This is a genomic window from Archangium sp. (genome assembly GCF_057119385.1).
In genome coordinates, this window is the sequence record NZ_DBNGVP010000121.1 from 1 (window position 1) to 24,871 (window position 24,871).

At 69.7% G+C, this 24,871-nt stretch carries 22 protein-coding genes; 13 read left to right on the top strand and 9 right to left on the bottom strand.

Going from position 1 to position 24,871, the window contains the following annotated elements; translation table 11 throughout:
* Positions 1 to 170: 170 nt before the first annotated feature.
* Positions 171 to 1,496, bottom strand: coding sequence for a response regulator (locus AC16DP_RS30020; RefSeq protein WP_329730583.1), 1,326 nt, complete (start codon positions 1,494 to 1,496; stop codon positions 171 to 173).
* A 116-nt stretch (positions 1,497 to 1,612) separates the two neighbouring features.
* Here AC16DP_RS30020 and AC16DP_RS30025 point away from each other — a divergent pair, with 116 nt between their 5' ends.
* The 10 genes from AC16DP_RS30025 to AC16DP_RS30070 all read left to right on the top strand — a co-directional run bounded on the left by AC16DP_RS30025 (position 1,613) and on the right by AC16DP_RS30070 (position 12,884).
* Positions 1,613 to 2,005 (top strand): MXAN_6627.5 family MYXO-CTERM protein, encoded by a 393-nt coding sequence (locus tag AC16DP_RS30025; RefSeq protein WP_329730584.1) that lies wholly within the window; start codon positions 1,613 to 1,615, stop codon positions 2,003 to 2,005.
* Entirely contained in the window at positions 2,002 to 3,042 is a 1,041-nt protein-coding gene (locus AC16DP_RS30030) for a class I SAM-dependent methyltransferase (RefSeq protein WP_329730585.1), read from the top strand. Before AC16DP_RS30025 ends, AC16DP_RS30030 begins: the two co-directional genes overlap by 4 nt.
* A 2-nt stretch (positions 3,043 to 3,044) precedes the next feature.
* On the top strand, positions 3,045 to 4,334 hold the full coding sequence (locus AC16DP_RS30035) for a UbiA family prenyltransferase (RefSeq protein WP_329730586.1): 1,290 nt from the start codon (positions 3,045 to 3,047) through the stop codon (positions 4,332 to 4,334).
* A gap of 8 nt (positions 4,335 to 4,342) precedes the next feature.
* Positions 4,343 to 5,080: an SDR family oxidoreductase gene (locus tag AC16DP_RS30040; RefSeq protein WP_329730587.1), complete on the top strand. Its 738-nt coding sequence runs from the start codon at positions 4,343 to 4,345 to the stop codon at positions 5,078 to 5,080.
* 193 nt (positions 5,081 to 5,273) lie between these two features.
* Complete coding sequence (locus AC16DP_RS30045) at positions 5,274 to 7,067, top strand: methyl-accepting chemotaxis protein (protein ID WP_329730588.1); 1,794 nt, start codon at positions 5,274 to 5,276, stop codon at positions 7,065 to 7,067.
* A 241-nt stretch (positions 7,068 to 7,308) separates the two neighbouring features.
* Positions 7,309 to 7,653 carry an acyl carrier protein gene (locus tag AC16DP_RS30050; RefSeq protein WP_329730589.1) on the top strand — a complete coding sequence of 115 codons (345 nt, stop codon included), beginning with the start codon at positions 7,309 to 7,311 and terminating at the stop codon, positions 7,651 to 7,653.
* Positions 7,650 to 8,708, top strand: coding sequence for a type III polyketide synthase (locus AC16DP_RS30055; RefSeq protein ID WP_329730590.1), 1,059 nt, complete (start codon positions 7,650 to 7,652; stop codon positions 8,706 to 8,708). The genes AC16DP_RS30050 and AC16DP_RS30055 overlap by 4 nt, the downstream gene beginning before the upstream one ends.
* Before the next feature lie 43 nt (positions 8,709 to 8,751).
* Positions 8,752 to 10,593, top strand: coding sequence for a fatty acyl-AMP ligase (locus AC16DP_RS30060; protein ID WP_329730591.1), 1,842 nt, complete (start codon positions 8,752 to 8,754; stop codon positions 10,591 to 10,593).
* A gap of 260 nt (positions 10,594 to 10,853) precedes the next feature.
* On the top strand, positions 10,854 to 11,741 hold the full coding sequence (locus AC16DP_RS30065) for a zinc metalloprotease (protein ID WP_329730592.1): 888 nt from the start codon (positions 10,854 to 10,856) through the stop codon (positions 11,739 to 11,741).
* A gap of 249 nt (positions 11,742 to 11,990) precedes the next feature.
* On the top strand, positions 11,991 to 12,884 hold the full coding sequence (locus AC16DP_RS30070; protein WP_329730593.1) for a zinc metalloprotease: 894 nt from the start codon (positions 11,991 to 11,993) through the stop codon (positions 12,882 to 12,884).
* A 405-nt stretch (positions 12,885 to 13,289) separates the two neighbouring features.
* On the opposite strand, the gene AC16DP_RS30075 is transcribed toward AC16DP_RS30070, so the two are convergent.
* Positions 13,290 to 14,171 carry a zinc metalloprotease gene (locus AC16DP_RS30075; RefSeq protein WP_329730594.1) on the bottom strand — a complete coding sequence of 294 codons (882 nt, stop codon included), beginning with the start codon at positions 14,169 to 14,171 and terminating at the stop codon, positions 13,290 to 13,292.
* Positions 14,172 to 14,484: 313 nt separating this feature from the next.
* Here AC16DP_RS30075 and AC16DP_RS30080 point away from each other — a divergent pair, with 313 nt between their 5' ends.
* Positions 14,485 to 15,612 carry a bifunctional UDP-sugar hydrolase/5'-nucleotidase gene (locus AC16DP_RS30080; protein WP_329730595.1) on the top strand — a complete coding sequence of 376 codons (1,128 nt, stop codon included), beginning with the start codon at positions 14,485 to 14,487 and terminating at the stop codon, positions 15,610 to 15,612.
* Positions 15,613 to 15,678: 66 nt separating this feature from the next.
* Here AC16DP_RS30080 and AC16DP_RS30085 read toward each other — a convergent pair whose 3' ends face one another.
* The 6 genes from AC16DP_RS30085 to AC16DP_RS30110 form a co-directional block, all read right to left on the bottom strand.
* Complete coding sequence (locus AC16DP_RS30085; RefSeq protein ID WP_329730596.1) at positions 15,679 to 17,841, bottom strand: M36 family metallopeptidase; 2,163 nt, start codon at positions 17,839 to 17,841, stop codon at positions 15,679 to 15,681.
* A gap of 183 nt (positions 17,842 to 18,024) precedes the next feature.
* Complete coding sequence (locus AC16DP_RS30090; RefSeq protein ID WP_329730597.1) at positions 18,025 to 19,119, bottom strand: NAD(P)/FAD-dependent oxidoreductase; 1,095 nt, start codon at positions 19,117 to 19,119, stop codon at positions 18,025 to 18,027.
* Entirely contained in the window at positions 19,116 to 20,870 is a 1,755-nt protein-coding gene (locus AC16DP_RS30095; protein WP_329730598.1) for a fatty acyl-AMP ligase, read from the bottom strand. The genes AC16DP_RS30090 and AC16DP_RS30095 overlap by 4 nt, the downstream gene beginning before the upstream one ends.
* Entirely contained in the window at positions 20,867 to 21,148 is a 282-nt protein-coding gene (locus AC16DP_RS30100; RefSeq protein ID WP_329730599.1) for an acyl carrier protein, read from the bottom strand. The genes AC16DP_RS30095 and AC16DP_RS30100 overlap by 4 nt, the downstream gene beginning before the upstream one ends.
* Positions 21,141 to 21,713, bottom strand: coding sequence for an isoprenylcysteine carboxyl methyltransferase family protein (locus AC16DP_RS30105; RefSeq protein WP_329730600.1), 573 nt, complete (start codon positions 21,711 to 21,713; stop codon positions 21,141 to 21,143). Before AC16DP_RS30105 ends, AC16DP_RS30100 begins: the two co-directional genes overlap by 8 nt.
* Positions 21,707 to 22,786 (bottom strand): type III polyketide synthase, encoded by a 1,080-nt coding sequence (locus tag AC16DP_RS30110; protein WP_329730601.1) that lies wholly within the window; start codon positions 22,784 to 22,786, stop codon positions 21,707 to 21,709. Before AC16DP_RS30110 ends, AC16DP_RS30105 begins: the two co-directional genes overlap by 7 nt.
* Before the next feature lie 269 nt (positions 22,787 to 23,055).
* Between AC16DP_RS30110 and AC16DP_RS30115 the strand changes: the two genes are divergently transcribed.
* The gene (locus AC16DP_RS30115) at positions 23,056 to 23,706 is read left to right on the top strand and encodes a C40 family peptidase (RefSeq protein ID WP_329730602.1); all 651 of its coding nucleotides are present in this window, start codon (positions 23,056 to 23,058) and stop codon (positions 23,704 to 23,706) included.
* 86 nt (positions 23,707 to 23,792) lie between these two features.
* Here the strand turns inward: AC16DP_RS30115 and AC16DP_RS30120 are convergent, their stop codons facing one another.
* Positions 23,793 to 24,290, bottom strand: coding sequence for a hemerythrin domain-containing protein (locus tag AC16DP_RS30120; RefSeq protein ID WP_329730615.1), 498 nt, complete (start codon positions 24,288 to 24,290; stop codon positions 23,793 to 23,795).
* A gap of 202 nt (positions 24,291 to 24,492) precedes the next feature.
* Between AC16DP_RS30120 and AC16DP_RS30125 the strand changes: the two genes are divergently transcribed.
* Positions 24,493 to 24,870, top strand: coding sequence for a hypothetical protein (locus tag AC16DP_RS30125; RefSeq protein WP_329730603.1), 378 nt, complete (start codon positions 24,493 to 24,495; stop codon positions 24,868 to 24,870).
* Position 24,871 lies beyond the last annotated feature (1 nt).

The following is a 24,871-nucleotide window of genomic DNA, read 5'->3' on the forward strand; positions in this document are numbered from 1 at the left end:
TGCTCGGTACGCCCGTCCTCCACCAGCGTCTTGAGGTAGGCCACTTCCCCAGGCGAAAGGTGGAGGAGATGCGGCGGTCGTCTCCTCATCCACCCAACTTATCCGGTCTCTTCCTCCACCCAACCTACCCTGTGGTCTCGACTATGTTGAAAAACTTGTCGGACAGTCCACTAGGTCCGCGTCTCGAGGATGCCCAGCGACATCATCGACACCAGGAAGCCGTAGACCACCTGGTCCGGACGGTTGGCGTAGGCCAGCAGCTCGCCCACGGTCCGGTTGCCGTCGATCTTCGGCAGCAGCTCCGCCTCCCACCGCTCCAGCTCCACCTCGTGCAGCTGGTAGGCCGGGGCCACCGCGGGGATGAGCCGATCCTCGGGCCGCAGCATGCGGCGCAGGCGCTCGGGCTTGTAGAGCTTCTTGATGCCGCGGACGATCAGGTTCGCCGGGTGCACGTCCAGCTTGATGGACTCGGCGGCGGCCTTCTCCTTGAAGCTCATCACGTAGGTGCCGTCCTCCCACGCGAAGAGCGAGTAGATGATGGCCTTCACCTGCTGGCCCACGTAGTACAGGCGCTCGGTGTCCTTGAGCAGGCCGCGCTCCACCAGGATGTCGCCGGTGCGCCGGTTGTTCGCCGTGGCCACCGCCGCCGCGTCCTCGAGCTGCTCGGCCTTGATCTTCCCCACGCGCACGAGGAACTGGCCGAAGCGGTCCGCCAGCATGTTGGAGAGGGCGAACACCGGGGTGCCGCGCTCGAAGTAGACGACCTTGCGCACCTTGCCGCGCTGCACGCCCAGCTCGCCCGTCTCGCGCGACAGGTAGAAGGCGGTGAGGAGCGAGGGCAGGTTGTCCTTGAGCCCGCCGCGGCGCTGGCCGGGGCCTCCCGCGCCCACGGGCAGCGGCTCGGGCGGACGGCCCGGCACGGGCGGGCGCACCAGGGTGGCCGCCACCTTGTGCAGCGGGGTGGCGGTGAGGTTGGCGCCGCGGATCTCGGCGGTGAGGTTGTCGCCGCCCGTCACCTTGATGCGGCCCGTCAGCTCCATCGCGTCCTGGGGCCCCTCCTCCTCGACGTCGATGTCGAGCTCCACGTCGAAGGAGTCCTGCAGGGACGCGGCGGTGGGGGCCTGCTTCTGGACGGGCACCAGCTTCTGCACCGCCTCCAGCAGCTTGGCGGCCTCGAAGGGCTTCTCGAAGTAGCCGGCGGCGGCGTACTTCTGCCGGGCCTCCATGGCGTGCTTGCCGCCCTTGAAGACGCCGGTGATGAAGATGAGCGGCAGCTGGGGCTGATCCTTCCGGAGCGCGTCCGCCAGGTGGTAGCCCATCATGTCGGGCAGAAGGATGTCGAGCACGGCCACCGCGGGCGGTTGGGCACGGGAGACCTCGACTGCCTGCTTGCCCTTGGTCGCGCCCACCACCTCGTAACCTGCATCTTCGAAGAGCTGGGTGAGGAGCGTGAGGAGCTCCTGGTTGTCATCGACGACGAGGATTCGGGGAGCCATCGCGCGCCCACCCTAGCCAAAAGCCCGCCACTTCGTAAGAGCTTGATGAAGCGGAGGATGCATCCCGGCGTCCGGGCGGATAGGTTGGGGTGCCCCCTCCGCTCTGGAATCGCCCCATGAAGTCCTCCCCGTTGACCCGTCGCCTCGTGTCGTGCCTCGTCCTCCCCCTGGCCCTGCTCCTGCCCCGGGCCGTCCACGCCCAGCAGGACGCGGGCACCCGGGACGCGGGCAGCGTGTATGACGTCCCGGACGCCTCGGTGGGAGGCGGCGGCGCGGACCGGGACAACCCGGAGGGAGACGACTCCACGGGCCGGCCGGGAGGCGCGTGCCGCAGCGGCAATGACTGCGCGGCGCGCTTCAGTTGCACCCAGGGTGTGTGCCGCTACACCGGCATCCGCCAGGCGGACCGGGTGGGCTGCCTGTTGGGCCCGGAGGACTCGCTGGCGGTGGTGGGCCTGGGGCTCGGACTGGCGCTGGCGGCGCGCCGGCGCGGCGGAGGGAAACCGTGAGGCTCGGACTCAAGGCGGACAACCTGCTGGAGCGGGTGGCGGACTGGTTCAACCTGGCGCCCCAGCCGCTGGCGCACGCCTTCTTCGGGATGATGGCCTCGCGCACGCTGATGGCCGGGGAGCGGCTGGGCGTGTTCGCGGCGCTGGCGGACGGCTCGGCCACGGTGGAGGAGCTGGCGGCGCGGCTGAAGCTGTCGCCGGAGGGCACGCGCGCGCTGCTGGAGGCGCTGGAGGCGTGCGAGGCGGTGGAGCGCAAGAAGGGCCGCTACCGGATGGCGGACCGGGCCCGGCGCTGGTTGGATCCGCGCTCGCCGCAGTACGTGGGCGGCTTCCTGGACTTCAACTACACCCAGTGGGAGTGGTGGAGCCACATGGAGGAGGCCGTGCGCACGGGCGAGTCGGTGGACATCCACCGCTTCGCGCCGGACGACCCGCGCTGGCGCGCCTACATCCATGCCATGCACCAGATGGCGCGGCTGTCGGCGCCCGAGGTGGTGCGCGCCATTCCCCTGCCCCGGGGCGCGCGGCACGTGCTGGACCTGGGAGGGGCGCACGGCTGGTTCGCCGCGGAGCTGTGCCGCCACAACCGGGGGCTGAAGGCCACGGTGCTGGACCTGGAGGGCAGCGTGCGGGTGGGGCGCGAGCTCATCGCCCAGGCCGGCCTGTCGCACCTGGTGACGCACAGGGAGGGGGACATCCTCACCTCGGAGCTGGGGGGCCCCTATGACGGGGTGCTGCTCTTCCAGGTGATGCACCACCTGTCGCCCGCGCAGAACGTGGCGCTGCTGCGCCGGGTGCGCACCTCGCTGGCACACAAGGGGACGCTGGCGGTGCTGGAGTACCTGCGCGAGGACGTGGAGCATCCGCCGAGCGCCGCCCCGCTCATCGGCCTGCACTACTTCCTCACCTCGAAGGCGGCCGCGTATACGCCCGCGGAGATGGAGGGCTTCCTCGACGACGCGGGCTTCCGCATCGAGAGCACCCGGCCCATCCGCCACCTGCCGCTGCAGACGCTCCTCATCGCCCGCCCCGAGTGAGCATGGCCTCGCCCCCTCCTTCCCCGCCCCGGGACACGCGCCCCCTCGCCGTCGAGCTGGACGGGGTGCTGGTGCACACGGACACGCTGCACGAGGGCATGCTGCGGCTGCTCAAGCGCCAGCCCTACCTGCTCCCGGCGGTGCTGGCGTGGAGCCTGCGAGGCCCCGCCTTCCTCCGGGCCGAGGTGGCGCGGCGGGTGGAGCTGGACGTGACGCTGCTGCCCTATGACGAGGTGCTGCTGTCGCACCTCGCCGAGGAGAAGGCGCGGGGCCGCCGGGTGGTGCTGGCCACGTCCGCGGACCGGAAGGTGGCGGAGACGGTGGCCGCGCACCTGGGCCTCTTCGACGCCGTCCACCCCCGGGGCGAGCCCTTCACCGGGCCCCACGAGGACGCGCGCCGCACCGCGCCCTCCAAGCCGCTCGCGCGCACGCTGCTCAAGGCGCTGCGGGTGCACCAGTGGGCCAAGAACATCCTCCTCTTCGTCCCGCTGCTGGCCGCGCACAAGGCGCTCGACGTGCCGCTGCTACTGCAGGCCGTGCTGGGCTTCGTCTCCTTCTGCCTGTGCGCCTCCAGCGTGTACGTGCTGAATGACTTGCTGGACCTGGACGCGGACCGCAAGCACCCCACCAAGCGGCGGCGGCCCTTCGCCTCGGGGGACCTGCCGGTGAGCGCGGGCCTGTGGCTGGCGCCCCTGCTGCTGGGCTCCGGCGCGGCGGTGGCGCTGCTGCTGCCGCGCGTCTTCCTGGCCCTGCTGGCCACCTACTACGCGGTGACGCTGGCGTACTCGCTCTACCTCAAGCAGATGATGATGCTGGACGTGCTGGTGCTCGCCGGGCTGTACACGGTGCGCATCTTCGGCGGCTCCCTGGCGGTGGGCGTGCCCACCTCGAGCTGGCTCTTCTCCTTCTCCATGTTCCTCTTCCTGTCGCTCGCGCTGGTGAAGCGGCTGAGCGAGGTGCGGCGGCTGCGGCAGGCCAACGAGTCGGCCGCGCCGGGCCGGGGCTACATGGCCGGGGACTACGAGCAGCTCGCCATCCTCGGAGTGTCCAGTGGCTACCTGTCCGTGCTGGTGCTCGCGCTCTACATCACCAGCAAGGAAGTGACGGTGCTCTACCTGTCCCCGGAACGGCTGTGGCTGCTGTGCCCGGTGATGCTGTATTGGGTGGGCCGGGTGTGGCTGCTGGCCCACCGCGGCCTGGTGAATGAAGACCCGTTGGTCTTCGCGTTGAAGGACAAGGTGAGCTACGGGGTGGGGCTCATCGCCATGGGCGTGCTGCTGGCCGCGACATGAGGGAGTCCATGAAGAAGGTCATCGTCCTCGGCGCCACGAGCGCCATTGCTCAATCCACGGTGCAGCTGCTGGCGGCCCGGGGCGCGTCCCTCTACCTGGTGGGCCGCAACCCCGAGCGGCTCCAGGCCACCGCCACCGAGGCCCGCGTCAAGGGCGCCCCCAGCGTGCACACCGAGACCCTGGACCTGGACGACCTCGCCCAGCACGAGGCGCTGGTGGAGCGCGCGGCCACGGCGCTCGGGGGCCTGGATGGGGCGCTGCTCGCCCACGGAATCCTCGGCAACCAGGAGGCCGCCCAGCGCTCGTACACTGAGGCCGAGAAGGTGCTGCGCACCAACTTCCTGAGCGCGGTGTCCCTGCTGACGCCGCTGGCCAACCGCTTCGAGGCCCAGAAGGCGGGCACGCTGGTGGTCATCTCCTCGGTGGCGGGAGACCGGGGGCGGCAGAGCAACTACGTGTACGGCGCCTCCAAGGGCGCGCTGAGCATCTTCCTCCAGGGGCTGCGCAACCGGCTGGCGCGCTCGGGCGTGGCGGTGGTGACGGTGAAGCCCGGCTTCGTGGACACGCCCATGACGGCGGACATGAAGAAGAACGCCCTCTTCGCCACCCCGGACAAGGTGGCCCGGGGCATCGTCCGGGCGGCCGACGCGCGCAAGGACGAGGTGTACCTGCCCGGCTTCTGGGGCCCCATCATGTTCGCCATCCGCGGCATCCCCGAGCGCGTCTTCAAGCGCATGAAGCTGTGACGCCCGCTGTGACGCCCGGTATGGCCTCCCGGCCCGGGTGACGGGCGGGCAGGCAACCCACCCGGCCCCGCACGGCGGGCAGGCACGTCCGCCCCCGCTTCCTCCTCCCGGGTCCTGCGCTCCACGGGGGGAGGAAAGGTGATAGCGTCCCCCTCTGGAGCCCCGCGTCTCCTCTCCGCCCCGGGCCTCGAACATGGCGTTCTTCAAATCGTCGAGCAACAGCTCCCTGCCCAGCCGCATCGACGCGCTCATGCGCGCCTGCGCGCTGCCCCTGGCCCCCTTCGTGGCCTACCTGCTGGGCATGGTGCTCGGGCTCGAGGGAGATCAGGTCTCGCGCGCGCTCCTCTGGCTGCTGCCGCCGACGCTCCTGCTCTTCGCCGTCCTCTGCCCGCTCCTCATCATCAACCACTTCGTCAGCACCGCGCTGCGCGTGAATCCCGGGGAGCGGCCCGGGCTGCGGCTGGTGCGCATCCTCAAGCTGCCCTGGCGCCTGGCCTTCTACAACCTGGTGGGCACCTACGCCGCCGGTGCCGCCTTCTTCAGCACCGGCGTCTGCCTCTGGTTCGGCAAGGCGATCAAGCTGGCCGTGTGGGGCGGGCTCGTCGGCCTGGCCGTCGGCGTCCTGCTGGCCTTCCCCGCCGGCATCGTCATCGAGCGCTGGGTGCAGCCGCTGGCCCTCGAGGAGCAGCAGCGCCACCCCCACCTGCGCGTCCTCAGCGGCGGCTTCTTCTGGGTGCGCCAGTCCTGGTTCCTCCCCTACGCCTTCGCCGTCTGCGTGCTCTCGCTCATCGTGCTCGGTGGCGTGGCCGTGGCCGTGCAGTCCAACAACGTGCAGCGCCGCTACATCGAGGACCTCCAGGCCGCCGGCCAGCACCAGGCCGCCCAGATGATGGAGGGCATGTCCTCCTCGCTCCTCGAGGAGCTGAGCGTCCCCGTCGCGGTGCTCGCCCTGCTGCTGCTCACCCTCCCCACCGTCTCCGCGTGGATGCTGGCCCGCCGCCAGGAGCGCGGCTCGCTCTCCGTGCTCGAGGCCATTGAAGGCCTCTCCGTGGGCAAGGTGCGTCCGCCCCAGTGGGTCTCCACCGATGAGATTGGAGACCTCGCCTTCGGCCTCAACTCCATCGTCCTGCAGCTGAGCGCCCTGCCCCGCACCCTCCAGCAGTCCGCCAACCAGCTCGTGGAAGCCGGCGCCACCCTGCGCAACGCCAACGAGGCCCAGCGCCGCGCCCTCACCACCCAGGCCACCGCCATCCAGGAGACCAACGTCACCGCCCAGGAGATCAAACAGACCTCCGACCTCACCGCCCAGCGCGCCCAGGAGGTGCTCAACGTGGTGCGTCACGCCGAGGAGCTCAGCCGCGCCGGCACCCTGGCGATTGAACAGACCATCGCCGGCTTCAGCGCCATCCGCGACTCGGTGTTCGCCATCCGCGGCAAGATGGAGCGCCTGCAGGCCAGCGCCGTGCAGATCGGCGAAATCACCCAGACGGTGAAGGACCTGGCGGACCAGTCCAACATGCTCGCCCTCAACGCCGCCATCGAGGCCGTGCGCTCCGGCGAGCACGGCAAGGGCTTTGGCGTGGTGGCCCGTGAAATCCGCACCCTCGCGGACCAGTCCATCCGCTCCACCACCCGCATCAGCAACATCCTCGACGAGGTGGGCAACGCCATCGGCGACGCCGTGGCCATGACGGACGTGAGCGCCGCCCAGGTCGAGGGCGGCCTCGGCAAGGTGAAGACGTCCGGCGACAGCCTCCGCCAGCTCTCCCTCATGGTGAACGAGAGCGCCTCGGCCGTGACTCAAATCACCGTCGCCGTGAGCCAGCAGAACGCCGGCTTCGCTCAAATCTTCAACGCCATCGCCGACCTGTCGCGCAGCATGGACCAGGCCATGGAGCGGCTGGAGTCCACCCAGGAGGCCGCCGACACCCTCCAGAAGGTCTCCGCCCAGGTCAGCCAGGTCGCCGGCCAGTATCACGTCGAATAGCCCCACCCTGGAGTACAGGTGTTCCCGGGCTTTTCGTTCTTTCCCGTGATGGACAGGATGCCCCTCGCCCCGCGGACTACCCCCTCCGTCGGGGCCCGGAGGGTGACACATCGCGTCAGATTTTGCTTTTCCAGGCCTGCACGAAAATTACAGGTTGACCAAATACCGAGATAGCCTGTAATCTTTCGTCATCGTCACAAGGGGGGGCCACCAGCTGACTCGCCCAGAGCGGGAGGTCCACATGCACCGGCAGGAGATTCTCGATCACGTCCGCAACATCATCCTGGCGACCAACCAGGGGCTCTTCCCGGACGACGTGAGCGAGTTCGCATCCATGACGTATGATCTGGGCATGGATTCCTTCCATCTCGAGTCGATGATCTCCCGGCTCAAGGACGAAGTGGCCGACATCGAGTTCACCCCCTGGTACATCAAGGCGTCGCGCCGCGGGCACGACACGGTGGGCAGCCTGGTGGACTTCATCGACGAGCGGCTGGTGCGCCACGTCCCCGCCGAGCTGCCCGAGGGCCGCGCCACGCACCTGTCCAACGCCGGGCCCGCCGGGCTCGACGTGGAGGTTGCATGAGCCGGGCAGCACCCCTGCGCCCCACCCTGCTGTCCATCGCCTCGGCCACGCCGCCGCTCTCCCTCACCCAGGAGGAGATGTACGAGGGGCTGCTCAAGCACTGGTACAAGGATCTGCCCAACGCCGAGCGGATGATCCGCAACTCGGGCGTGCGCCGGCGCCACTTCGCGTGGGACCCGCGCGTGGAGCTCAAGGACGGCAACCGCGGCATCAGTGACCGCATCCGCGTCTTCGAGCGCGTGGGCCTGGAGATCACCAGCCAGTCCGTGGAGAAGGCCCTGGGCAACCTGGACCGCTCCAAGGTGGGCGCCTTCACCATGACGACCAACTCGGGCTACTCGGGCCCGGGGTTGGACCTGTTCACCGCGAAGAAGCTGGGGCTCAAGTCGAGCATCCGCCGCACCTTCGTGGGACACATGGGCTGCTTCGCGGCCTTCCCGGTGCTGCGCACGGCCATGGACAGCATCGCCGCGCGCCCGGACGAGTACGTCATCGCCAACGCCTCCGAGTTCAGCTCGCTGCAGTTCCGCGATGACGCGGACCCGGAGCAGGCCGTCATCATGGGCCTCTTCGGGGACGCGGTGTGCTCGCTGGTGATGGGCAGCGCCCCGGAGGGCGAGGGCGTCCAGTTCATCCGCTCGCACACCGAGCAGCTCTACGAGACGAACGAGCTGATGGGCTGGCACATGTACACCGACGGCTTCAAGATGACGCTGTCGCCGTACGTGCCCTTCGTGCTGGGCGAGCACATCGACGCCTTCCTGGAGAAGCTGCTGGGCCCGGAGAAGCTGGGCAAGGCGGACATCAAGCACTGGCTCATCCACCCGGGTGGGCCGAAGATTCTCGAGGCCATCGCCCGGCAGCTGAAGCTGGACAAGTCGGCCATGCGCGCCAGCTGGCACGTGCTGAGCGAGTACGGCAACTGCGGCTGCGTCACGGCGCTGCTGGTGCTGGAAGAGGCGTTGAAGACGGACAAGCCCCAGCGCGGCGAGTACGGCGTGATGATGGGTTTCGGCCCCGGCCTCACCGTCGAGGGCATGCTGGTCCGTTTCTGAGTCCAGGCAGGTAGCGCCGGTCCTTCACCGAGGTCACACAGCGATGAGCCAGGAACCTCTGCGCCGCCAGACGGGGTCCGTGCAACTGGGCCCCGGGGTGGGCCGTCACCCCAGCCGTGAAATCGCCCAGCGGGGGCCCACCCGCGCCCACGTGGCACCGGTGCGGACGCTCGCCGAGGCCGTGGCGCACTGGGCGCGCACCCGGCCCTCGCAGCCGCTCTTCTACTTCGCGGACCTGGAGGAGAAGCTCACCGTCCTCACCGCGGCGGACCTGCACCACAACGCGCTGCGCATCGCCGCCCACCTGTACGCGCGCGGCGTGCGGCAGGGCGACAAGGTGGTGCTCTCCTTCGACACCAGCCCCGAGTTCCTCGAGAGCTTCTTCGCCTGTGGCCTCGTGGGCGCCACGCCCTGCCTCATCGAGCTGCCCTCCTCCAAGGTGTCCGTGCGCGCCTGGGGCGAGCGCCTGCGGGTGAAGCTGCGCCTCTTGGAGGCCCGGGCCATGCTCATCGACCCGGACTTCGCGGACCTGGCGCACGAGGCCCTGCTGGACTACGCCACCGGGCCGGAGCAAGACGCGCCCTTCGTGGCCACCGTGAGGGAGCTGTCCGGCGAGGCCCCGCCCTTCGAGCCGCCCATCGCCAACGCCGACGACACCGCCTTCATCCAGTTCACCTCCGGCACCACGGACGCGCCCAAGGGCGTCCAAATCTCCCACCGCGCGCTGTTCGCCAACTGCGCGGGCATGGGGGAGATCAGCCAGTGGGACTCGGATGACCTGATGGTGTGCTGGCTGCCGCTGTTCCACGACATGGGACTGGTGGCCTCCACGCTGGCCTCCTTCGTCCACGGCATTCCCACGGCGCTGCTGCCGCCCTTCGGCTTCCTGCTCAAGCCGGCGCGCTGGCTGTGGGCCCTCCACTACTTCCGCGCCACCTCGTCCTTCGCGCCCAACTTCGCCTACCAGCTGTGCGTCAAGCGCATCAAGGACGCGGAGTTGGAGGGCCTGGACCTGAGCGCCTGGGAGCGGGCCTACAACGCCGCCGAGTTCATCCACGCCGACACCGTGCGCCACTTCACCGAGCGCTTCCAGCCCCACGGCTTCGAGCCGGACGCCTGGCGGCCCGCCTACGGCATGGCGGAGATGGTGGTGGGCATCTCCATCCGCGACCGGAATGACTCGCTGCGCGTGGAGAGCATCTCCCGCTCGGCGCTGGCCTCCCGGCGGCAGGCCGTGCCCGTCCAGGAGAGCGGCCCGGACGCGCTCACCGTGCTCAGCGTGGGCCGGGTGCTGCGCGGCATCGACCTCCGCATCGTCGACGACGAGGGCCGCGTGCTCGGCGAGCGCCACGAGGGGGAAATCCTCCTGCGCGGCACCTCCCTCTTCGGCGGCTACTTCAAGGACCCGGAGGCCACCGAGGCCGTGCTGCGCGACGGCTGGCTGCACACCGGGGACCTGGGCTACCTCGCCGACGGCCAGCTCTTCATCTGCGGCCGCAGCAAGGATCTCATCATCAAGGCGGGCGAGAACCACCACCCGTACACCATGGAGAGCGCCGCCGCCCAGGTGGCCGGGGTGCGCGCCGGCTGCGTGGCCGCCGTGGGCGTCAACAACCTCCAGACGGGCACCGAGGACATCGTCGTCCTATGCGAGACCACCGAGACCAAGCTCGAGGTGCTGCGCCAGCAGTGCAAGCACGTGGAGGAGATGGTCTACCAGGGCTCCGGCGTGCGCCCCAACCGCGTCATCCCCGTGGCCCCCCACACCCTTCCCAAGACCACCAGCGGTAAAATCAAACGCGCCTACATCCGGCAGAACATCGACGCCTTCGAGAACCTCTCCCTGCTGGTGACGCCTCCCGCCCGTCAGTCCATCGTCCACTGAAGACACGAATCACCGCGGGAAGGCCCGAAGTGCCAAGGGAAGTGCCAACGCCGGTGCGCCTCGAGCGCTCCGGCGTTTCGCTTTTCGTGCGGTCCCTTCACCCCGAGTCCCGCTTCTTCCTCGAATTCCCTCCTCTCCCAGGCTCGCGGAGGTTTCCATACATCCATGTAACTGGAATTTTTCAGATAAGCCGCTTGCCCCCTTGATTGCCGTGAATTCTAGGGATATAAGACTTGAGAACTTTTCCTCAGGAGCTGGAAATGTCCCGTCACGTTGTCTCGAAGGGTGGCAAGTTCGCGGTGGTCGTGGGCGCGGTTCTCGCTCTGGGCGGTTGCACCAGCGCCGAGCAGAAGCCGGCCGAGGAGCAGCAGCCCACCCAGCAGGCCACCCACAGTGGCTGCGCCACGGTGGACCTGACCGACGCCGAGAAGGCCACGGTGGAGCAGTCCATCGCCGGCCGCGTCAAGGCCGCGGCGCGCGCCAACGGCTCGGTGAACATCAAGGTCTACTGGCACGTCATCAACAACGGCACGGGCATCGCCAACGGTGACATTCCCCAGACGCAGATCGACGCGTCCATCGACGTGCTGAACGCCGCGTACAGGAACACCCCGTTCACCTTCACCCTGGCGGGCGTGACGCGCACCACCAACTCCCTCTGGTACACCTGCGCCGGCGGCGGCTGCGAGTCGAAGATGAAGAGCGCCCTGCGCGTGGGCGGCGCGGGCGACCTCAACGTCTACTCCAACAACATGGGCCGTGGCCTGCTGGGCTGGGCGACCTTCCCCTCCAGCTACGCCTCCAACCCCTCCAACGACGGCGTGGTCATCCTCTACAGCTCCGTGCCCGGCGGCACCGCGGCCCCCTACAACGAGGGCGACACCCTCACCCACGAGGTGGGTCACTGGGTGGGCCTGTACCACACCTTCCAGGGTGGCTGCACCGGCTCGGGTGACTACGTGAGCGACACCCCGGCCGAGGGCTCCGCCGCCTACGGCTGCCCCGCCGGCCGCGACACCTGCGCCGGTGGCGGTCTGGATCCCATCACCAACTTCATGGACTACACCGACGACGCCTGCATGAACACGTTCAGCGCCGGCCAGGCCGACCGCGCCGACGCGCTGGTCATCCAGTACCGCGGCCTGTGATTCACGCCTGAAGTCCCGAGCCCCTGAAGTCCGACGCCGGAGCGCCCCACAGCGCTCCGGCGTTTCGCTTTTCGTGCGCCACCCCTTCACGCGCCATCCCGCTTTTCACCCGGATTCCCTGCTCGGCACGCCTTGCGTCCGTTTCCTTAATTCCTAATAACTAGAATTTTTCAGTAAAAGCGCTGGAGCCCTTGCTCGGGGCTTATTCTTGGGATAGAAGAAGCAGCAACTATTTCCAAGGAGCTGGAAATGTCTCGTAACGTTGCCTCGAAGGGTGGAAAGTTCGCGGTCGTCCTGGGTGCCATGATCGCGCTGGGGGGTTGCACCAGCGCCGAGCAGAAGCCGGCCGAGGAGCAGCCCGCGCCCGCGCAGCAGGTGGTGAAGAGCGGCTGTGCCACGCCGACCCCGTCCGAGGGCGAGACCGAGTCCGTGCAGGCGATGCTCAACCAGTATCGCGGTGCGATGGCGGCCGTGGGTTCCATCAACATCAACACCTACGTCCACGTCATCAACAAGGGCACGGGCATCTCCAACGGTGACATCCCGGACTCGATGATCGCCGATCAGATGGCGGTGCTCAACGCGGCCTACGCCAACACCCCGTTCCGCTTCACCCTGGTGAGCACGGACCGCACCACCAACAGCACCTGGTACACCGCCGGCCCGGACACCACGGCCGAGGCGGCCATGAAGAACGCGCTGCGCCAGGGCACCGCGGACGACCTGAACATGTACTTCAGCAGCCCCGGTGGCGGCCTGCTCGGCTGGGCGACCTTCCCCAACTGGTACGCGGGCAACCCCAAGGATGACGGCGTGGTCATCCTCAACACCTCGCTGCCCGGCGGCTCCGCGGCGCCGTACAACCTGGGCGACACGGCCACCCACGAGGTGGGTCACTGGCTGGGCCTGTACCACACGTTCCAGGGCGGCTGCCAGAAGACCAACGACTACGTGGATGACACTCCGGCCGAGCAGTCCGCGGCCTTCGGGTGCCCCACCGGCCGCGACACCTGCCGCAGCACCGGCCTGGACCCCATCACCAACTTCATGGACTACACCGACGACGCCTGCATGGACCGGTTCTCCGCCGGCCAGATCGCCCGCATGGACTCGTTCTGGGCGACCTACCGCGCGGGCAAGTAGTCCCCGCGTGAAGTCCTGAAGTCCCCGACGCCGGAGCGCCTCGAGCGCTCCGGCGTCTTGCTTTTGCGGGCTCCCTCTTCCCCCTGGGAGAGGGCGGGGGGTGAGGGTCTTCACTCGCGTGCACCTCGCTCCCGTCTTCCCCACCCCGGCGCCCATCGCGGCACGCGACCGCCCGCGGCACGCTAACGCCCGCGCGCGGCCCGCCGGGCTCGAGCTCGCATCCGGTCCCGCGGGCAACCGGGGAGAGAAGACCCTCACCCTGACCCTCTCCCAGGGGGAGAGGGAATACCCACGGAAGCGCGGACCGGGCCCAGACTCCTCTACCCGCAAAGACAAACAGCGGGCCCCCACTCACGTGGGAGACCCGCTGCTCAGGTCCGGGACAGTTGTCTCGGAGCGGGGCGACTACTTGCCCGCGCGGTACGAGGTCCACATGCTGTTCATGCGGCTGTTCTGGCCGGCGCTGAACGTGTTCATGCAGGAGTCGTACGAGTAGTCCATGAAGTTGGTGATGGGGTCCAGACCGGCCAGCGTCGGGCAGCTGTCACGGCCGGTGGGGCAACCGGAGGCGCCGGACTGCTCGGCCGGGGTGTCGCTCACGCTGTCGTTGGTGGTGGTGCAGCCGCCCTGGAACGTGTGGTACAGGCCCATCCAGTGGCCGACCTCGTGGGTGCCCGTGTCGCCCTGGTTGTAGTTGGTGGCCGTGCCGCCGGGCAGCGAGCTCTGGAGCACCACCACGCCGTCCAGCTTGTTGGTGCTGGAGTAGCTCCAGGGGAAGGTGGCCCAGCCCAGCAGGCCGCCGCCCATGTTGTTGGTGTAGAAGTTGAGGGCGGTCGCCGTGCCCCTGCGCAGGGCGTTCTTCATGTTCGTCTCACACGTGCCGCCGGTGCAGGTGTAGTACGAGTCGTTGTTCGTGTAGTCCGTGCCCGCCAGATAGAAGCTGAAGCCGGACGGCGCGAAGGCGTTGTTGAGGACGGTGATCTGGTTGTTGATCTGCGTGGTGGTCACGCCGCCGGCGCCCGCGCTGCTGCGGATGACGTGGAAGTACACGGGGATGGAGACGGCCTGGGCGCTCACCGTGCCGCCCATCGCCTGGCGCGCCTTCAGCACCTCATAGCGCGACTCGATCTCAGCCACCTGCTCGTCGGTGAACGACTCGGCGCCGCAGTTGCGGGGGTCGGCCACCTGGGCCTCCACGCCGGCAACCTGCTCCGCCTCGTCCACCGGGCCGCAGCCCGTCATCGCAGCAACCGCACCGAACACCAGAATCGACTTGATCGTCCGCATGTGAATCCACCTTTCCCAATCGGGAGGGCCAACTGAAGGGGACTCGACTTTTAGATTGCTCCAATAAAATGATCAAACCCTTTATTCTTTTTTAAGCCGGTTTTACTTGACTGCGCGCGGCAATAGTTGCAGCCAAAACCACTACCTTCCGCGTCAAAATTTGCACGAACAATGGATTATCCGTTGCGTCAATGGTTGCAGTGGCAACCACTTTCATTCCACCCGGGTCCCGGGTCCGGGAGCAGAAGAGTCTGGCGTAGCATCGCGGCGGACCCGAGGGCCGCCGAGGCCCGTGCGCGTGCGAGGAGAAGAAGTGAAGGCGCGATTCTCATGGATGGTGATGGCCGTGCTGCTGCTGATGCCCCTGGGGGCCCTGGCGGCGCCCAAGCGGCTGGTGCTGCTCTTCACGGGAGACAACCGGGGGGAGATCGCCCCTTGCGGCTGCAAGGATGAGCCACGGGGCGGACTGGCCCGGAGGAAGCTGGCCATCGAGGCGGAGCGGGCCCGGGGCCTGCCCACGGTGTTGATGGACGCGGGCAACGCCCTCTTCCGCGAGAAGGTGCGCCGGGAGGAGAGCGTGGTCCACCAGAAGGCACAGCTGGTGCTCGAGCAGATGGAGGCGCAGGGCACGGTGGCCATGGCGGTGGGGGAGTACGACCTGTCGCAGGGCCTGCCCTACCTCCAGAAGCTCACGCGGGCGCGCAAGAAGATGAAGCTGCTGTCGGCCAACCTGGTGGACAAGGCCGGCAAGGCGCCCTTCGCGCCCTCCCTGGTGGTGGAAGCCGGAGGACTGAAGGTGGGCGTGGTGGGCGTGTCCCCCGAGGGCGCGCCCACCGGGGAGCCCGGGCTGAAGGGGCTGCCTCCGGTGGAGAGCGCGCTGGCCGAGGCGCGCAAGCTGCGCAAGACGAAGAAGGTGGACGTGGTGGTGGTGCTGGCGGCGGTGCCCTATCAGGAGGCCGTGAAGATGGCCCTGCGGGCCGGGGACGCGGTGGACTTCGTGGTGCAGTCCCACGAGGCGAGGGGCATGGGCATTGGCGAGCTGGTGGGCAGCCACGCCGCCGTCTTCCCCGCGGGGGAGCTCGGCAAGCAGGTGACGCGGCTGGAGCTGAGCGTGGAGGGGCCGGGGCCCTCGAAGGACCTGGGCTCGGGCTCGCGGGCCCGCCAGCAGCTGCGGGTGGTGGAGGACAACCTCCTGAAGGCGCAGGAGCGGTTCGCCAGCGCCAGGGACGAGCCCACGCGCGGCGAGCTCACCCGCACCATCCAGGAGCTGGAGGGCCGCATGCGGCAGCTCGAGACCGAGGTGGACGTGAAGCCGCCCGCCGGCGGGCGCGCGCACCAGCTCTCCTACCTCACCCTGGGCCAGGCGATGCCGGACGACCCGGCCCTGAAGCAGCGGGTGGATCAGATCGAGCCGGTCGGCTCGGTCACCGCGAAGAACTGACGGGCAAAAAAAGCGGGTGCCCGTCTCCGGGCACCCGCTGGGAGCTTCACCGGAGGATGCCGGGCGTTACGGGCAATCCGACGGCTTCACGAAGGACTCGGTGACCGACGGCACCGTCGCGCCCTTCGAGCGGATGAGGGTGGCACTCGCGCCGACGCCGACGCCGTACTTGGCGAACGCGCTCCACACCAGGCAGCGGTGCACATTGCCGGCATTGGCCACCGACTGCAGGATGCCATCGCGCATGTGCTCGTAGTACGGAGCGGCCGGCGTGTAGTTCATGCCGTCCACCAGGTAGCCCATCAGCGTGTCCTTGGACACGCCCGCGGCCTGGAAGTTGAGCCACAGCTGCCAGCCAATCGCACCGTACACCTCGCCATCGAAGTGCACGCCGCTGCCCGTCACGTTCCCGTAGGTGCGCGGGTAGTTGGTGTACGGCGCGCTGCGGATGCCCATGTCGCTCGAGGCCGAGTACTCACCCACGCGGTCGTTGTCGTTGAGGATCACCGCCAGCACGTCGCTCATGCCCTCGCCGATGGCACCGGAGATGGGGCCGCTCATGGAGCCGATCATGCGCCAGGTCAGGCCGTGCCCGTACTCGTGGTAGACGACGTCGGAGTCCACCGACGAGTCGCGCTGCAGCGGCGCCGACAGGGACTTGCGGATGGTGCCGAACACGCCGGTGACCGAGCGCAGCGTCGCGCCCGTGGTCTGGCCGACGAACACGGACGGGATGGTGATGGTGTTGTCCGTGCCGCCCATCGTCATCACGCCATCGCCCGCGTTGTTGGCGATGATGGCCCCCGTGGCGCCCGCGAGCTGCGCGTTCTTCACCTTCACCGAGAAGCCGCACGTGCCGCGGTCGATCAGCGCGAGCTTCCCGGTGAGCGAGCCGGCCGCAAGGGCCTCGCAGCCATCCGAGGTGGCGCCCACGCCGTCATTGACGAGCACGATGTCACCGGTGACGCCCGTGGTGGTGAGCACCGGGCCGAACGCGGCGTCACCCTGCGCCACGTAGTTGCCGGCGATGGACGCCGGCAGCTGCACGTTGACCTGGTGGGTGCCCACGCCCGTCCACAGGTACATCTGCATGCGCGGGTTGGAGCCGTCGGCCGGCGTCGCGAAGTTGGCGTTGTCGGTACCGCTGCCGTCCTGCGCCTCGGCGTCCACGGAGTCGCTGCCCGCGCCGCCCTTGCCGAAGTTGTTCTCCTGGAAGTTCAGCGCCGCCTCGTTGAAGCCGTAGCGGTAGAGCGTGTCGTGGATGACGTTGTTGAGGTAGAACAGGTTCTGCACGGACACGTCGCGGTTGAGGCTGGTGGTGGGCGCCTGCGCCAGGTCCGCCACGGCGAGGAAGTCCCCGTTCGTCACCGCGGTGCCACCGGTGTCCGGGGCGTTGTTCGCGTCCGCGTCCAGGTAGGCCCGGACGTTGTTGCCGGCGATCAGCCGCGTGGTGAGGCCCGAGGTGTTGAGCCAGCCGATGGGCGACTGCGCGTTGCCCGTGCCCGCGCCGCTCACGATGGCCTGCGGGGTCTTCGTGGGATCATTCGTGAAGACGTTGTACCGGTCGTTGGCGGTGCGCGACTCGGTGGAGAGCACCCGGCCCTCGCCGCTGACCAGCGTGTGCGTGAGCTGATTGCTCCTGGCCGTCCACGTCTCCACCAGGAAGCCCGTGCGGAGCGCGCCGTTGGCCGACGCGTAGGCGACGCGCTCGGCCGTCGGGCCGCGGTGGAAGAAGGCGCCACCGGCGAAGGAGACGGTGTTGCCCTCGCGCGACTGCTCCGCCGGCTGCGTGTCGCGCAGCTCGGGATAGAGGTGGCGCAGCGCGAGGCCCACCGCGTCGGACTCGGACACGCGCGCCGAGACCACCGGGCCCGCGGCCGCCGTACCATCGATGAAGTGGATCAGCTCGCCACGGCCGTTCACCGCCGCCTTGGCGTAGGCGCCGTGAACGCGCAGGCCCCCCACGTACTGCTCGAAACGGACGTGGGTGATGTCACCCTGGCGCGCCTCGCTCGCGCGCAGGGAGCCCACGGTCATCTCGGAGGCCCCCCGCGAGCGCAGGAAGCCGGCCGCGATCGCGCTCGCCCCGGAGCGCGAAGGCGCCGTCAGGGCGCGCTCCGACTGGTACACCCGCGCCCGCGCCTCCGCGACCTCGTCACCCGAGGCGGGGGCGGCACTGGCGACACTCGAAAACGTCACAAGTCCAATCACTGCGTTGCGCAGACGCATGTCTTCTCCCGATGGGTACCACGTGGAGGAAAAACGTGAACTGCTCGCGATTCATAAGAAATCTGGAAGACAAAATAAAGCGAAATTGTGTCACATCCGTACTTTTATTGCAGGACTGGAAGGCCGGCGCCCAGCGAACCCAGGGGGGCGGGTGGAGCTGGAGCGCTCGCGAGCCGGGTACGCCTACACGATGGCGTGGGCGAGGATCCGCTCGAAGACGCGCGGATTCGAGCCCAGCCAGCGCACCAGGGGACGGCGCAGCGCGGGCCTGCGCGCCAGCATCAACATGGCCCCCGTCAGCCACGCGTACTTGCGGAACGCACGCTGGAAGACCCGCTCGTAGGGCAGCAGGGACTCGCGCGTTCCGCCCTTCGCCAACGCGTCCGGCAGCACGTTTCCCAGCGCCTCCGCGCACGTGAAGGCCAGGGACAACCCCTCCCCCGTCACCGCGTCCACGTACCCCGCCGCGTCCCCCACCAGCGCGAAGCGGTCCGCCACCCGCGCCCGCGCCGCCCTCGCCAGCGGCCCCGCCCCCCGCGCCTTCGAGTCCGGCTCCGCGCCCACCACCCGCTCGGCCAGCGAGGGAAAGCGCGCGAGCAGCGAGTCGAAGCCGATGCGCCCCGGCAGCCCGTCCGTCCACAGGAAGGCCACCCCCACCCGCTCCTCACCCGCTGGCGTCACGTACGCCTCCACGCCGTCCGACAGGTGAACCTCCACGAAGGGCGCCCATGGCTTCATCCGGAAGTGCCGCCGCAGCCCGAAACGCCTCGGCCCCGCCACCTGCAACTCCAGCCCCTCGGCGCGCCGCAGCGGCGAGGCCAGCCCGTCCGCCGCCACCAGCATCCGCGCCCGCAGCGGCCCGGCCGCCGTCTCCACCTCCCACCCGTCCCCCGTGCGCCGCTGGCCCACCACCGCGCAGTGCTCGCGCAGCTCCACGCCGAGCGCCCGGGCCCTCGCGGCCATCGCCGTCACCAGCGCCACCCGCCGCACGCCCAGCCCTCCGGGCGCCGGCAACCGGCCCTCCGCGCCGCTCCCGTCCTCCTGCACGTAACGGATGCCCACGAAGGGAGCACACTCGCGCCTGTCCAGCAGCGACAGCGCCCCGAAGCGCTCCAGCGCCGCCACGCCCGAGGGCATCAGCCCCTCCCCACACGCCTTGTCCGGCGGCACCGTGGCGCGCTCCAGCACCACCGTGTTGAGGCCCCGCTTCGCCGCGGTGAGCGCCACCGCCAGCCCCGCGGGCCCTCCTCCCACCACCGCCACGTCCCAGGCGCTCACCCGTCCCGCCCCGAGCGGGCGAAGGCCAGCGCGCTCTTCGCCATCTCCACCACCAGCCCCACCGTCCCCACCTTCTTCGGCGCCGTCAGCTCCTCCGCCAGGTAGCGCCGCAACGCCTCGCTCCGGCGCAGCTTCCCGCTCGAGGTGCGCGGCAGCGTCCCCGGCTCCAACACCCGCACCGTGTGCGCCTTCACGCCCGTGCCCGCCAGCACCGCCTCGCGAATCCGCTCCTCCAGGCCCGCTGCTTCCGCGCCCGGCGCGTGCTCGGCCAGTATCAGCAGCGCTTCGTCGTTCTCCCCCTCGGGCGTGAAGCCCAGCGCCACCGCGCAGCCCGTGCGCAGGCCCTCCACCCCCTCCAGGCACTCCTCGAACTCCTGCGGCGCGTGGTTGGCCCCGCGGATGATGACCAGGTCCTTCGCGCGGCCCGTGAGGTACAGCTCCCCGTCCGCCTCGAAGCCCAGGTCTCCCGTGTCCAGCCAGCCCTCGGCGTCCAGCGCATGCGCCGTCGCCTCCGGGAGGCCCACGTACCCCGCCATCACCGAGGGCCCTCGCGCGAACACCCGCCCCACCCGCCGCTCCTCCACCCCGTGGCCCAGCTCGTCCCGCACCCGCACCTCGAAGCCCGGCACCGGACGCCCCACGGACACCACCTCGCGCGCGCCGTCCACCACGCGCCGCTCCGTGGCCAGCACCCGCGCGTCCACGCCCAGCGCGCGCGGCCCTCGTCCCGCGGGCGGGAAGGTGACGGCCAGCGTGGCCTCGCTCAGCCCGTACACCGGCCGCAGCGAGCCCGCCTGGAAGCCCCACCGCGAGAAGCGCTCCGTGAAGAGGCGCAGCGTCTCCACCGACACCGGCTCCGCGCCGTTGAGCGCGTGCATCCAGCCCGACAGGTCCACTCCCTCCAGGTCCGCGTCCTTCACCCGCTTGAGGCACAGCCCGTAGGCGAAGTTGGGCGCGGGCGAGACGAAGCCCCGGTGCCTCGACAGCGCGCGCAGCCACAGCGCCGGCCGCGCGAGGAACACCTCGGGGGGAATCAGCACCATGCCGCCCGGGTAGTACACCGCCGACAGCAGACAGCCGATGAGGCCCATGTCGTGGTACAGCGGCAGCCAGGACACGCCCACCGGCTCCCGGTCCACCGGCCGCGGCAGCTCCGCCTCCAGCGCCGCCAGTTGCGCCATCAGGTGGCCCTGCCGCAGCCCCACCGGCTTCGGGTCCACCGTCGAGCCCGAGGAGAACTGGATGACGGCGAGCGACTCGGGCGTGACGCGCTCGGCCAGGTCCCCGTCCTCGCGCGCCACCTCCTCCACCGTGTGGCAGCCGAGCCTCGGACGCGCCGCCGCCACGGACTCGCCCAGCAGCAGCCGCACCTTCGCGTCCGTGAGCACCACCACCGCGGCCGACACCTCCAGCATGCGCGCGGTGGAGCGGTGGTACTCCTCCAACCGGCCCAACCGCACCGGCGGATAGAGCGGCACCGGCACCGCGCCCGCCAGCAGCGCGCCGAAGAAGGCATCCATGAAGCCCGGCGAGGTGGGCAGCAGCAACGCCACGCGCTCGCCCGGAGCCACCCCCAGACGCCTCAGGCCCGCGGCGAAGCGGCGCGCCCGCCCATACACCTGCGCCCAGGACAGCGGCGTCTCGCGCTCGCTGGCGTCCACGAAGACGAGCCCCAGCGGACTCCGCGCCGCGGCGGCGAGCGCCTCGTTGACGGTGGCGTGCTTCAGCGCCGGCAGCGCCGGGCCCTTCACGGGGCACCTCCCGAGGCCGCCGCCCGAGGCGCCTCGGCGGCCTTCGCGGCCACCAGGCGCATCAGGTCACCCACGGTGTTCACCCCCACCGAGTCCTCCATGGAGAGGCGGATGCGGAAGTGGTTCTCCAGCTCCACCGCCAGCACCGTCAGCCCCATGCTGTCCAGCCGCAGGTCCTTCATCAGGTGGTGCGAGGGCTCCACCTCCTCCTGCCACTCCAGCTCCTGGGAGACGATGCGGCGTATCTCGCGAAGCACGGCGAGCTCGTTCTCAACCACGGGGCACCTCCGGAATGAAGCGGGGCTTGTCAGAGAAGGCCTCGGCGTAGAGCGCGCCCAGGGCCTCCTCCTCGGCGCGGATGCGCACGCGGAGCAGCAGGGCGTTGCCCAGCGAGAAGACGAGGGCCGTCACCCAGGCCCCATGAATGAGCGGCACCGCGGCCAGCTCCAGCACCACCGCCACGTAGTTGGGGTGGCGCAGGAAGCGGTACGGCCCGCGTGTCACCGGCGCCAGGCCGGGCACCACGATGATGCGCGTGTTCCACCGGTCTCCCAGCGAGGCGATGGCCCAGTAGCGCAGCGCCTGCGCCACCAGCGCCACGCCCAGCGCCCCGAGGCCGAGCGCCCCCGGGAATGGACGGGAGAGCCCCACCACCTCGGCCACGCACGCCACCAGGAAGAGCGAGTGCAGCACCACCATCACCCGGTAGTGGGCCTGTCCCGTCTCCACCCCACCACGCGCGAAGGCACGCGCCGCGTTGCGCTTGGAAAGGACGAGCTCCACCAGCCGCTCGGCGCCGAGCAGCCCCAGGAAGCCGAGATAGCCCGCGAGTGAGCTCACCATCGCAGCAGCACCAGCTCGGCGCAGAAGCCCGGGCCCATGGCCATCATCACGCCCCAGTCCCCGGGCCGGGCCTCGCCCGACTCGAGCATCTCGCCCAGCACGAAGAGCACCGAGGCCGAGGACAGGTTGCCCACCTCGCGCAGCGACGCCCACGAGCGCGCCAGCGCGTCCGGCGGCAGCTCCAGCGCCTCCTCGAAGGCCTGCAACACCTTGGGGCCACCGGTGTGCGCCACCCAGTGCTTCACGTCCTTCCGTGTGAGGCCATGCTCGGCGAGGAAGCCATCCACGTCCCGGCCGATGAACTCGCGCGCCAGCTGCGGCACCTTCGCCGACAGCACCACCTTGAAGCCCGTGTCCACCACGTCCCAGCCCATGATGCGCTCGGTGTCCGGGTACATCACCGAGCGCGTGGCCACGACGCGAGGGCCGGCGCCGGAGCGCTCGCCGCCCTGCAACACGACGCACGCCGCCCCGTCTCCGAAGAGGCCCGAGGCGATGATGTTGGGAATGGACAGGTCCTCGCGCTGCAGCGTCAGCGAGCACAGCTCCACGGAGATGAGCAGCGCCGTGTGGCCCTTCCACGCCCGGAGGTAGTCCGAGGCGCGCGCCGTGCCCGCCGCGCCCGCCACGCAACCGAGCCCGAAGATGGGCGTGCGCTTCATGTCCGGACGCATGCCCAGCCGGTTCATCAGCCGCGCCTCGATGCTCGGCGTGGCGATGCCCGTCACGGTGACGAAGAAGACGTGGTCCACGTCCTGGGGGGTGAGCCCCGCTCGGTCCAACGCCTTGCGCACCACCTGCTCGCCCAGGTCCGTGGCGACTTGAATCCAGGCGTCGTTGCGCTGCTGGAACGTGACGAGCTTGGGGTACTGCTCGATGGGCAGCGCGAGGAACCGCCCATCCACCTGTACCGAGCGGTGCAAGTCCTCGAGCCGCTCGAGGTTGTAATGGCGGGTGGCCCAGAGCTCGCGCAGGGCGCCGATGATCTGGTCCTGGCGGGCGTAGTGGGGAGGAAGCATTCGCTCCACCGCGCGGATGACGGGGAGAGAGTCCTGACCTGATGCGGAGTTCATCGGCGCCGTCCCTGTAAGGGTAGGGAGCGACGGTTGCTCACCCAGGAGGGTGCGAGCAATGGGGAAACGCGCGAAAGCGGCGAGCGCGCCTGTCGTCTTGTTCACAACACCTCGGCTGCCACCCAGCGCGCCTCGCAGGGACATCCACAGCACAGCCTGGGCAGAGCGATTCACACCCGCGGGACACACGAGGGGTCCCCGGCCGTCTCCGGGTGGACAGCAGCCCCGTCAAATGTCAGGGGCACGCCGGTTGCTGAGGGGCCTCGGGCATGCACCGTGCCTTCCTGCTGTGTGCCTTGATGGGTGTCATGCTCTGGGGTCCCGATGCCGAGGCCGCTCGCCGCGCTTCCTCGAGCCGGAGCACCCGCAACACCTCCGGCATGCTCGCCAGCCGCGCCGCCGCCCGCGCCTCCCTCTGGGTGGGCCTTCCCTCCCTGCGCAGGGTGAGCCACTCCGTGAACGATGACTGCTCCGGCCTCGCCAACCTCGCCTACCGCAAACGCGGCCTGAGCCTCCTGCCCGAGCGCACCCTCCCCGGTGAGAACGGCGTGGCCGCCATCTACCGCAAGGCCAGGAGCCTCGGCTCGCTCCACGAGACCCCTCGCCCGGGAGACCTCGTCTTCTTCCGCGAGACGTATGACCGCAACCGCGACGGCCGGCGCAACGACGGCCTCACGCACATCGGCGTCGTCGAGCGCGTGGACCGCGACGGCACCGTCACCTTCGTGCACCGCGCGGGCGGAGGTGTGAAGCGCGCGAAGCTCCACCTGCACCAACCCGCCCTCCGCCGGGACGCGAAGGGCCGCGTGCTCAACGACTACCTGCGCCGCCCCGAGAAGAAGGCCACCTATCCGCGGCTGGCTGGAGAGCTGCTCGCGGGCTTCGCCACCGTGGACCAGCGGTGGTTCACCTCGCCTTGACGACGCACGCCCCGTGGATAACTCCACGGGGCGCGTCCGGCCCGGGATTCCCGGGTCACCACTACCGGGTCACCACTACCGGGTCTCTACTGCGGCAGCGGCGCCGCCTCGTCCGTCTCGCGGGGCACCTGCATGCGCGGCTCGGTCTGGATGAGCTCGTTGAACATGACCTCCAGCTGCTCACCCATGACGGCCAGCTCCTCCCTGGTCATGAGCTTCTTCACGCTCTTGAAGAGCTCCTTCTCCTCCTCCTCGACGTGGTGCTCCACCATCTCCTGGAGCACCTTCATCTTCGCCTTGAACTGCGCGTCGGAGGGGTCCATGTCGAGCAGGTCCGCGATCACCCGCTTCACCGCCAGGTGCTCCTCCACCGCCTCCTGGAGCTTGTCCGCCGTGGGGCCCACGTAGACGCTGGGGTAGAAGAGCTTCTCCTCGATGGTCGCGTGCGCCGCGAGGTTGTCCGCGATGCGCGCGAACAGGTCCAGCAACACCTGCTCGCCCTTGCCCTCGCTGGCCTTCTCGAACTTCTCGAACAGCTCGTCCACCTCGCGGTGCTGCTGCTTCAACAACTCGATGGCGTCCACCATGGTGTCTCCACTCCTGCGTGGGTTTGTGTGAGCGTTCTCTGACCGGCCTAACTTCGACACGGTGCGTGGAGACGCCAACGGGAAGATCCTTCCCCCGTGGAAACGCCTCCCCACGCCTGCCCCCCCGCTCCCCGGCCGGACGGAAGCACTCCGAAACCGTGGACGGTGGTGCCCCGGCTGCGGTTCACTGGGAGCCGTGATGACTCCTCACGACGCAGAGAAGGCCCTGGTGGACGCGGAAGTGGTGCCATGCGTGGAGGCGTCCCTCGCGGACGCCCGCAGGCTCGTGGAGGCATGCCTCGCCGAGGGCGTGCCCGCGCTCGTCCACCGCGAGGCGTGCAGCAAGCCCTCGTGCTCCCCGAAGTTCCAGGTGCTCGTGCGCCCCGAGGACGCGCCCCGCGTCGCGGGCCTCCTCCAACAGCGCTGGCTGGACACCCTCCAGCGCGAGGGGCTCGTCCCCGAGGGACAGCTCATGCGGGCGGTGCCCGAGGAGGGCGAGCCTCCCTGCCCCGCATGCGGTACGGCGGCGCCCCTGGTGCGGGGCGCGTGCAGCGACTGCGGCCTCCAGCTCGAGTGAG